Below are 9,916 nucleotides of genomic sequence, written 5' to 3' on the forward strand. Positions count from 1 at the left end.
ATAAACTCAGCGACTTGTTCATAAGGCAGGGATGGATGAGGGCGCGATTCCTGTTTTAAGTTGCCTAAGATTGGCTCAAGATTACCTTTCCATTCAGCAGGGTTAGTACCCTCAAAATATCCCATAGCCTTAGCATAATCAAAAATAGTTTCTATGCGACCACGAATACGTTTGGCTGTTTCATTTTTTTCGATCCAAATTGGTTTAAGAGCTTCTGCAATATCAACTTTGGTAATTGTGCCAATGGTGAGATTACCTAAAGTTGGATAGATATAGGTTTCTAATGTGGATGACCATTGCCCAATATGCTTTTGATTTTTGAGTTCACGGGTTTTATTGGCAATAACAACTTCCGCACACTCCATGAATGTTTTGTCACGAAGTTTTTGGCTATGCAATTTTTCAAGCTGTTTCTGCTTATGTGCAATTGGATCAATGCCATTTCGTATTTGTAATCTTAATTCAGTTGCTTTAGCTCGGGCTTCAGCTAATGAAACTTCAGGGTAGGGACCAAGACCAATATCACGGCGATGAGGTTTTAACTTTCCATCTCTATCGAGACGTTTGCCAACAACAGCACGTAAAATCCAAACACGAGAATTGCCTTCGACATTCAAGCATAAGCCATCGACACCACCTACAGAGTGTCGACCAGTTGTTTTAATTTTTGCTACACTGAGTGCTGATAGCTCTTTAGATTTCTTTGGCATGATCTTTGGTTACCCCTCAACCTACCCCACATAAAATACTGGAAATGATTGGAATAGACAAGACAAAGTTGGATGGATTAAACTTTAAATTATTGAAAAATATATTTTTATAATATTGGGTTGGATTGCTATGGACTATTGTTAGACGGACACCGCTTCCGCCAAATATCAACGACTTAGCCCCGATTATCGGGGCTTTGTTGTTTTTGGGGTTTATGCAACGTAAGCCTGTAGTAAGCTAAATAAAATAATATTTTGGAGAACGGTTTTGGGGTTAAATAGTAACTATATTCTTGCAGACTCGGATTTATTAGGAAGTTTTGGGTTTGAAGACTATTCTATGTTTTTAAATGTAGATGATAAAAGTTTTTTGCGACACTTAAAGAATGATGCAAAATTAAGTGATTTTGAGGAGTCTTTAAAGCTTTATTCTGCAGCCATCCACGAATATCGACATTACTTTGATATGACGCATACAACTTATGGGGTTACTCATTTTTATAATTTAGATCAAGCATTAAGACAAAAATTTAAGCAGAATAAAGGTGATGAATTTAGTTTTCATAAAATAAAAAGTTTTACGAATGAATTAAAAAAGATTAGATATCCATCTTATTACAGTCATATATGGCAGGAGGATAACACTAAGCAGTGGGAGTTACGACCTACTATAGGAAAGGTTTTTGATTCTTATGGGCACGTATCTGATAGACCAGTTTTATTTGCTCGGTATTTTAATTCGCAAGGTGAGGCTTTATCTAGACATCCTTTTTCAATGGTAAGTTTATTGGAATGTTCTGCGACTATTGATGAATATATAAATTCTATGGGGCTTATTTCGTCTTTATCTAAAGATGAAGCAAGTTATAATTTTCTAATAGCCCGTTTTGATAAAATTAATATGGATTACATTTATAATATTAATTTGACAGAATATTCGACTTGTTTTCATCTAATTGCTAACCGCTTTAGAATTACACATTTACAAAAATTATTTGATATTTCTAGGGTTCTAATAAATATATGTTTGAATTTCACAGAAAGGCATTTTGAATTATTGAATCAAAGTAATTTAGTGGATAGGTTATATAAGCCATCACAGCGGTTTAGTGCTGAAGAATTACAAGATTATATTTATTTCAATTCATCTTTAAAAAATGGTCTTAAACTTTTAGAACGACCAATTTTATTTTATGTATTATTAAATTTAATGGAAATAAAAGAATATCACAGTAAACAAGAGGTAATTGGCGAGTTGGACAGAATCCTCAATATTTGTGGTTTGACATGCAAAGATATAATGATTGATTCAAAAGCTTTTATAAAAGACAAAGCTAGACTAGTCTTCAATTCTCAAATAAATTATTTTTCTAAAATTGCTCAAACTATTTCTCCTAACTTGGATAGGATATCGAAATTCAGAGATGAAGAAGATGGTTTTAATTTTCTTCTAAAATTTATTGAGCATCTCGATATGCCGCGTATAGAAATGTATTCAGGGTTCGAAATATTAATAAGAAGGGATAATAACTTACTTGAAGATATTGACTATTCTCAAGAGATCGAAAATATTAAATTACTAAGAAATTGGGTTAATGAGTATGATAATGCATGTATATTCTAAATATTATAGTAGAAAAGGTATATTTAATTCCTAGTATCATCTACTAATTGTTTTTGATGTGGTACAGCAATCGCTTCCCATTCATCATAAGACAAAATAAGTGGAAAAGCGGCTACTAACTGAATAATAGTCGCTTTGCTCTTTCTATGGGTTTCGACTTTAGTTAAGCGCTTTTTGAAAATTTCTTAATACTTTCACCATTTTCGTGTGGTTATTATTTTTTAATCAAATTCAGATCGTTGAGAATTTAGGTTTTTAAACTTCGACCGTTAAAGAATAAGGTCTTTCATTCAGATTGCTATTTATAAAAATCGCGTCAAATGACATGTTTTCCAATAATGTTTTGAGATTGTGATGTGTTTTGATTGAGTCAGCAGAAAGTTTAATAAGCACAATCAGATTGACGGGATCTATCGTAAATTCAATCGTTGTTGGTTTCGTTTTGATAAGACTCAAATCATTTTCATGTAAAAGTTTTGTGATTTGTTGAGTGAGCTGATTTATTTGTAATTCATCATCTTTTGAAGGCGATGTCATACTAAGCTCAATCAAAGTAGAGTAAAGCTCTAAATCTTTAGGATCATCAATGACATCGACCTTGTATAAACCTAATGACTCAGTTTCAGACTTCGAGATGGGTGATTTATTATCTTCCAAAAAATTTGTATCCATTGGTTTAATATTTGCTTGATACAGATTAGACACATCCTTTGCATCTTTGATGGCTTTTTTAGCTCTGTTTTGTGCATCTAATAATGGATCATATAAATTATTAGCCTCTATCATTTGTGTATCTTGAGTGAGATCAAAAAAATCGGGGACTTGATTTGCTAAAGTGGTGCTGTCAGTCGAGGAGGCATCTAAACTTTTTGAATTCTGAGTCTGAAGTTGATTGACCGTTGATGAGGAGGGCTTAGAAGCTATACGGACTGTATCATTATTTGTTTTAACTGATGCCGAAACAAAAGTTACTTTCATAGTCGAAGTAATATCAGAGCTATTTTCAGCATCAGGTTTTAAAAGTACGATGAGGATCGCAACATGCGCGATGATGCTAAAGAGAAATGCGCTCTGTGAAACATTTAGTTTTTTTTGAGACCACATAACTTTTCTCCTGAGCATTCATGTTGAAAATCAGAATAAATAACGTAAGGTCATTCTGAGATTTCTTCCCTCAGTTGGGTGGACATGCTTATCTAGAATACCTTCGCGTTCAGTTGAGCTAGGAGAACATGCCGAATCTCCTAAATCCTGTCGAGCGCATGAAGCATAGTAGTATTCAATATCATTAATTCTTTGATCAAATACGTTGAACAATTCAAGTTGTGCTTGGAAGTTCTTATTAAATTGATAACTGCCTTGTAAGTTCACCAAAGTTGAAGAGTCTGAACGAACTGAATTATCTTCAATCAGTGGACGTGAACCAAAATAACGTAAACGACCACCAAAGTTTAATTGCTCATTAAAATGGTATGTAAAACCAGCAGCGACAGTCTTTTCGATCGCACCTGGTATGTGGTTTCCTTCAATACTATGATTTTTAAATCTTACTTTTGACCATGCCGCATCTAAATCGATGATCCACGCATCAGTAGGTTGATAGAACTGTGAAATTTCAATCCCTTGGCGTTTACTTGGTCGACTAGCCTCCGTTGTACCTGCATCGCCAATAAATACCAGTTCTGAATCAGAATCAAGTTGCCATAAAGCAATCGTACTCGTAAGTTCTGGAATAAAATTAGCTCTGAGTCCAATTTCAGAATTGATGGTTCTGACTAATGGCGAAACAGAATCAATTTTACTTAAATAGTTACTGTCTCTTGGATCGATATTTAAGCGAGTTGTGGTGCCTCTAGCATCATTGCTATGAAATCCATAAGCATAATTCAGATAATATTCAACATTTTTCCAAGGACCTAAAACCATGCTCAGTTTAGGGCTAAGAATGTGGTCAGTTTCATTACCCGTATTTTCTTTGCGATCTGAATTAACATCAAAAGAATAAAAATCACCACGTACACCGAAAATAGTCTTTAACCAAGGTTGCCAACTGGTTTGATTTTGACCCCAAATGCCAAAAGAAAACTCTTGAATATCATCTTGGCGAATTGTGTGGAAGCGTTGACGGTTTTCAGTTTGATAAAGCCCGATATCCGCGATGTAGTCATATCTAAAAGAGCTGCCATATGTATTTAAAACGTCTTTATCTTGCCAAACCGTAGCCCAACCTTTTTGATACTTTGCACCAAGCGTTGTGCGTTCCTCCGCTTGTTCAAATTGATCCCCACGTAGTGGATCATTAAGAAAATAACTAAAATCAGAAAATAAGTTCAGCTTGTTATAGACGGCATATGATGAAAGTTCAGAGAATTGTTTTTCATCATGATTCTTCGAATTGTACCAAAGTGCAGTTCTTGAGGATTTTCCACCGTCGCTGGTATTTAGGCTGCCAAATCGATCAATCTCCCCACTGTCAATTAAACGCTCGGGGATTTGATCAGTTGCATCCCATTTAGACTGGTAATGTTGAAAAGCGATGGACTTATTTTTACTGTGGTCTCCGCTAAAGTATTTTAGAAATACATTCTGTTTGGATAAATTCTCAGGATTTATCCATGGACCATCGTTATTGAAATTTTCAATTGCAGCAATAATTTCACCATTCTGCAGTTGCAGATTGCCGACACCTAAAACTCTAAGTAAATCATTTTTTCCTAGCGTCATTTGTACATAGGGACGATCTAATGAATGAATACTTGAAATTTTCGCAGTACCAGCCGAAGCGAAATCACCATCATCAATTGATGTTGCACCTTTATGATATTGAATCGTTTCAATCAGTTCTGGAATCAGAAAATTTAAATCGGTATAGCCTTGTCCATGTGCATGACTGACCATATTGATAGGGATTTCATCAAATGAGGTGGCAAAGTCGGTACCATGATCTAGGTTAAATCCACGCAGGAAAAACTGATTTGCCTTACCTGTACCGCTGTGTTGCGTTACGATGACTCCTGGTATCGTTTCTAGTACTTCACCAGGTCTAGAGAGTGGGCGAGTTTGAATTTGCTCTTGAGAGATCGTACCTTGAGAAGCAGTTGTAGCAATACCAAATGGCTCATCTGTAGAAGACGAAGCTGAGAGCTTAATCATCGGAAGACCTAGAATAAGTTCACCACCTGCATAAGTCATTTGGCTCAAGTAAAAGTGGCTACTACCCATCAAAAGTAAAGAAATGATCTTTTTTTTCATTTTTTTTCACTTATATAGTTTTATGGTTTAGCTTAATTTTTTTGCTGTGAAATCACTGTGAATCGTAACGATTAAAATCATTTATATTAAAAAAAATCAAAGCACAGCAACCATTTGTTTCAAACGTGGAAGATAAGTTGGATTTTGATAACCTGTGATCGTGCTCCAACGCAACAGTTTTTCAGCGCTTATACGGTCTTGGCTTGCGAGTGCAAGTTCTGCATAAACCTCAAAATCCTCATTTTCTCTTTGCATATCCCAGTTTTTCGCAGCGATCTTGAGACCTTCTTGGTATTGCTTTGATACCCAAAGATATTGTGCTTGTTCTCTCAAATGGATGTGATCTTGCTCTTTTAATAAGCTTTGAACACGCAAGCTTAATTCACTCAGGTCTTTATTTGATGAGTGATCACCTAGTTTCTGTTTCGCTAAAATAATTCGATAAAGAGCACCATCATGATAACGATAGGGTTCTAAGATCTTTAATGCTGTTTGATATTGTTGTTGAGCGATATACCAATTTGCTTTGGCGAGAGTATTAGGTAGGTTATCTGTTGCAAGTAAGGGAATAGCTTGCATCGCAAGTTGTTGATCATTAAATCGTGTGGCAACTTCAAGCAATATATTTCCAAACCACTGTTTATCATTTTTACTAAGTCGTGAGGTCGCTTTTAAAAGCTCATCTGCTTTAGGTTTTAAATCTGAATAACTCTTGGTCATTGCCTCAACTTGGAGGATACAGCCAGCTTGATACCATTTGACTTCGGAATCATTTAGTTGATTGCATAAGCTAAGCGATTGATCGAATTGACCTTGAAGTCTGTAAATATTTGCGAGCTGTAAAATAGCATCATATTGGTTTGGCTGGGATTTCAGTATTTCTTTTAGAGTTTTTTCTGCTGTACTAAAATCATGGTTAGCCTGCGCTAATCGAGTTGCTAGTAATTTATTTTCCACATCGGAAGGATTTTTACTGGTTTTCATTAGGTTTTCAGCTTGTTCCAATAAATCACCATCGCCACGAGCATATGCTTTTTCGAGTAATACGGTCACAATTTGGTTTCTCACTGTATCGTTATAATGATTATTCAAACTGCTTTGATTGTTTGTAAGTTCTGAGCTTGTATTTTTATGTTGATGTTTAGGATGTGCATGCACAGGACCAAAGTAACTAAGTACTAAAACAGCAAGGGTAAGTTGGCGGATTAACATTTAGAAAAACTCCTAAAAAAGCCCTTAGTTAGCTAATCTAACCAAGGGCTTTTGTTTTAAAATTTAACTGCTACAGGTTCAGCTTTGTTATCTATGGTTGTTTCTGATATTGCAGTCAGAGTTTTTGGTTCAGCTTGTTCAAAGTTGCTTTGCGATTGGTTGGTCAATATCAACGTTTCTTTCAGTACAGCATCACCTTGAGATTGGTTGTTATTGTTGGGTTTAGATTTATTATCATCGCCACCACATCCGCTTAATCCAATTGCAACCATGAACAACAGCATATATTTTTTCATGGTGTTTACTCCTGATTATTTGCTAGCTGTATTAAACGGTGAGCCTGACACTGGAGTATTTAAATAAGGGAATGTTGTACCGAACTGTTGCGGTGATTGTAACGCGCCATCAGTAAAACTAATTCCGCCAGCTTTGGCATCAGTTGCTTTACAACCTACGGCAGTATTTACACCATCAATCGTACACAACAAGCCCATAGCAACTCGAAGCTCAATATCTACAACATCGTCACCTGGGCGACGACCATTTGGGAAACCAGCAGTATCACCACCAATGACGCCTAAACGACTTTGTTTGTCTTTTGTTGTCGGTGCGATTGCTGTATTCAAACGTAGCATCTCAGACGCTTTCACATTTTTTGGTTGATTGAGACCAGGAATACCCAATAAGAATGCATTCACTAAGTCTGTACGTGGGAAGTTGGTTGGTGCTACAACAGCGCCGCCTGTGGCATCTTTAAACAGAACTTCAATTAAAGTTGGTAGTGCTGGATTAGTAACATAATCAGCAAATTGACCATCATTGGCTGGCTTGCTAGCATTGAATTTGTCTTTGTCTTTCAAGCCGATCACAACCTCATTGACTAACGGCATACCCAAACGTGAAACTTGAGTCCATGCACCACCAACTTTTGATGCGCTGTTCAAGTTGCTATCAGGATTTGGATTTAATAAGGTTGCTTGAGGTAAGCTCGCAGTCGTCCAACCACCAATCACAGTATCGTTTGTTGACACTAAACATGATTGTGGAACTTCAAGAGCGATCGTCGTGACGTTTTTATCAGCAATTGTATTTAAGCCTTGATCTTCAGCATTGACACCAGAAGGTGCAAGTTGAGTGGCTGGAATTTTGATATTGACTAAGTCAAATACTTCTCCCAAGTTCACCGCAAAAGATTCTTGGCGTTGACCAACGAAAACTTTACCTGAACCACAGCTTCCGAAATTCACGTTTTGTACAAAAGTGTCTGCATAAGCTTGATAGTTAGGAATAGATTTTGTTCCTACATTATCAAATGGTTTTTTGAAAGTGCCGAGCACATTACGATCACCTTTGCGACGATCTCCTTTAATCATCGTCACTGTGTAGGTTTCAGCCGTATTTTGTGCTGAACTACCGACATTGGTAATCTTGCCGATGTTAGATAATGGAACAGAAATATTTTTGCCGCCCACTGGAACTTGAAGGTCTTTTAATTCTTGGTTGAATTTGAATTGAAAGGTGATGTCTTCTTGAGCATCGCCATTATTGTCTACATGGATTTCGTATAATGCTTTTGGATCAAGAGAAAAGTAGTTCGGGCCGCCATAGGCATCTTGAAGTGGTTGATAATTGGCTAATAATGTAACGTAGTTACTACGCCCAGATTCATAGCTTTTAAACATATAAAAATCTGTAGCATCTACTTTTGGTAGCTTAGTGATTGAGGGTGCTTCTCGGTGACTTGAAGCAAATGTGGTTGCACTAAAGCTACTTAGCAAGATTGCAATAAGTAGGCGAGAGTCCATAGAGTATCTCCTTGATCACTTTTTTGATCTTAGGTTTTAATTTTTGATAAGTTGTTATGGGTCTTATGCTTTTCCCTAATTTGAAAAGTAGTTATATGCATTAGACATTTTAGTTTTACAGATCAGCTTGTGAATTTTGTGTGATGCACTTAACATTTCTTCTTATATGATTGATTTTTATATTTTAAATAGTTTTTTGGTTTATACGTTAATAGCCTAAGTTGATGATCAAATCAGGCAGGAAAATATTGAATCTATGAAATGAGATCAGTGAATTTTAGTTTCATTGATCTCTAAAAATATAAAATCATTCCTTGTTTAACGATTAATTTCTAATGCTTGTCCACGACAATTTAAAAATAACTGATTTTGATGCCACGCCAGTTGCCCAGAAACAATGGTGGTATCAACTTCATAACGAAAGGTTTTATCTTGGAATGGAGTCCAACCACATTGCATATAATTTTTTTCTTTGTACACGACAAAAAAAGATAACTCATTGAAATAATGGCATAATACTTGTTTTCTGACGACGAATATGATGACACATTTCAATGAGTTACATCTCATCTTAAACAAATATCTAAAGTGGAACAAGTCACATGCAAAATGTTTTACACTGATTATGCTTGCATTAATTGTAAAACAGACATGTAATCTTTCTTCTGCATCTAAAGCCTTACCCATCAAGTGCTTACCACAATCATTTTATCGACGTATACAACGCTTCTTTGCAGGTCAGTATTTCGATTATCGTCAAATTTCTCAGTTAATTTTCAATATATTTTCATTTGATAAAGTCCAATTAACTTTGGATAGAACTAATTGGAAATGGGGAAAACGAGATATCAATATCTTGATGTTAGCCATCGTCTATCGTGGAATAGCGATACCTATTGTTTGGACATTGCTCAATAAACGTGGCAATTCAGATACAAAAGAGCGTATTGCTTTGATTCAACGCTTTATCTCCATTTTTGGTAAAGATCGTATTGTGAATGTGTTCGCAGACAGAGAATTTATCGGTGAGAAATGGTTTACATGGTTAATTGAAAATGACATTCACTTCTGTATACGTGTTAAAAAAACTTTATTGTGACCAATCACTTAGCCAAGAATCATAAAATTAGTGATTTATTTCGTCATCTTCAAGTTGGTCAAACTGAATGTCGTAAACGACGTATTTGGGTTGGTCGAGTGAAACTGTATATTAGTGCGCTACGATTAGAAGATGGAGAACTTTTACTTGTTGTTTCTCCTATGTTTAATGCTTCTGCTATTCGTGATTATGCATTACGCTGGGAAATCGAAAC

General features: G+C 35.8%; 7 protein-coding genes and 2 pseudogenes. 2 read left to right on the top strand and 7 right to left on the bottom strand.

The window, feature by feature from the left end:
• On the bottom strand, positions 1–710 hold a 710-nt coding region (locus MKL32_RS12300), incomplete at its 3' end, for a tyrosine-type recombinase/integrase (RefSeq protein ID WP_270900535.1).
• Positions 711–978: 268 nt separating this feature from the next.
• Here MKL32_RS12300 and MKL32_RS12305 point away from each other — a divergent pair.
• On the top strand, positions 979–2,334 hold the full coding sequence (locus MKL32_RS12305; RefSeq protein WP_126132659.1) for a hypothetical protein: 1,356 nt from the start codon (positions 979–981) through the stop codon (positions 2,332–2,334).
• A 255-nt stretch (positions 2,335–2,589) separates the two neighbouring features.
• Here the strand turns inward: MKL32_RS12305 and MKL32_RS12310 are convergent, their stop codons facing one another.
• The 6 genes and pseudogenes from MKL32_RS12310 to MKL32_RS12335 form a co-directional block, all read right to left on the bottom strand.
• On the bottom strand, positions 2,590–3,438 hold the full coding sequence (locus MKL32_RS12310; protein WP_204379398.1) for a hypothetical protein: 849 nt from the start codon (positions 3,436–3,438) through the stop codon (positions 2,590–2,592).
• 30 nt (positions 3,439–3,468) lie between these two features.
• Positions 3,469–5,586 carry a TonB-dependent receptor gene (locus MKL32_RS12315; protein ID WP_270900607.1) on the bottom strand — a complete coding sequence of 706 codons (2,118 nt, stop codon included), beginning with the start codon at positions 5,584–5,586 and terminating at the stop codon, positions 3,469–3,471.
• A 96-nt stretch (positions 5,587–5,682) separates the two neighbouring features.
• The gene (locus tag MKL32_RS12320; RefSeq protein ID WP_270900608.1) at positions 5,683–6,798 is read right to left on the bottom strand and encodes a tetratricopeptide repeat protein; all 1,116 of its coding nucleotides are present in this window, start codon (positions 6,796–6,798) and stop codon (positions 5,683–5,685) included.
• A 56-nt stretch (positions 6,799–6,854) separates the two neighbouring features.
• Complete coding sequence (locus MKL32_RS12325; protein ID WP_004914937.1) at positions 6,855–7,094, bottom strand: hypothetical protein; 240 nt, start codon at positions 7,092–7,094, stop codon at positions 6,855–6,857.
• 15 nt (positions 7,095–7,109) lie between these two features.
• Entirely contained in the window at positions 7,110–8,603 is a 1,494-nt protein-coding gene (locus tag MKL32_RS12330) for a DUF4331 domain-containing protein (RefSeq protein WP_270900609.1), read from the bottom strand.
• A 318-nt stretch (positions 8,604–8,921) separates the two neighbouring features.
• A pseudogene (locus MKL32_RS12335) lies at positions 8,922–9,083 on the bottom strand (dihydroorotase); the annotation flags it as partial.
• A 61-nt stretch (positions 9,084–9,144) separates the two neighbouring features.
• On the opposite strand from MKL32_RS12335, the pseudogene MKL32_RS12340 reads away from it, so the two are divergent.
• A pseudogene (locus MKL32_RS12340) lies at positions 9,145–9,916 on the top strand (IS4-like element ISAba33 family transposase); the annotation flags it as partial.

Source organism: Acinetobacter sp. AOR34_HL, assembly GCF_027854795.1.
In the GTDB taxonomy this organism is placed as follows: domain Bacteria; phylum Pseudomonadota; class Gammaproteobacteria; order Pseudomonadales; family Moraxellaceae; genus Acinetobacter; species Acinetobacter junii.